Below are 720 nucleotides of genomic sequence, written 5' to 3'. Positions count from 1 at the left end.
TGGAACCTATCCCTGGCCTTGGTCAGTTTATGGCTGGATCGAAGGCGAGACGGCAAAGCGCGATCGGATCGCCAGCCTGTCGCAATTTGCGACCGACCTTGCCGCGTTCCTGGTCGCCTTGCAGCGGATCGATGCGACAGGGGGACCGGCGCCGGGACAGCACAATTTCTTTCGCGGCGGACCACTGAGCGTCTACGATGGCGAAGCCCGGCAAGCGATCGCAGCCCTCGACGGCAAGATCGATACGGACGCCGCCAGCGCGGTGTGGGAAGCAGCACTTGCTGCGCCATGGCACGGCGCGCCGGTCTGGTTCCACGGTGACGTCAGTTGGGGAAATTTGTTGGTCGGGCAAGGCCGGTTGAGCGCGGTTATCGACTTCGGAACCTCCGGCGTCGGCGATCCCGCCTGCGATCTGGCGATTGCCTGGACATTGTTTGAAGGCAAAAGCCGGGAGGCGTTTCGTGCCGACCTTCCGGCCAATGAGGCGATGTGGGCGCGCGGTCGTGGCTGGACGCTGTGGAAGGCGCTGATCACGGTCGCCGGACAGATAGACGTCAACCCGGTCGAGGTTGAAAAATCCCGGCATGTGATCGATGAAGTGCTTGCCGATCACGCGCAGCGGGTGACTTAAGCCGGCTTTTCGCCACCACCGGCGTTTTGCTGAGGAATCGTCTTCAACAGTTGGCGGCTGTCACAATCAGGAACGCGACAGCGCCTCGC

1 protein-coding gene is annotated in these 720 nt (G+C 62.6%); it reads left to right on the top strand.

Features of this window, described 5'->3' with window-relative positions; genetic code table 11:
• On the top strand, nucleotides 1–631 hold a 631-nt coding region (locus EN993_RS36460; RefSeq protein WP_164758087.1), incomplete at its 5' end, for an aminoglycoside phosphotransferase family protein.
• Nucleotides 632–720: the final 89 nt, after the last annotated feature.

It is taken from the genome of Mesorhizobium sp. M7D.F.Ca.US.004.01.2.1, from assembly GCF_003997785.1.
GTDB lineage: Bacteria > Pseudomonadota > Alphaproteobacteria > Rhizobiales > Rhizobiaceae > Mesorhizobium > Mesorhizobium loti.
This window is presented reverse-complemented; position numbering and strand designations above follow the sequence as displayed.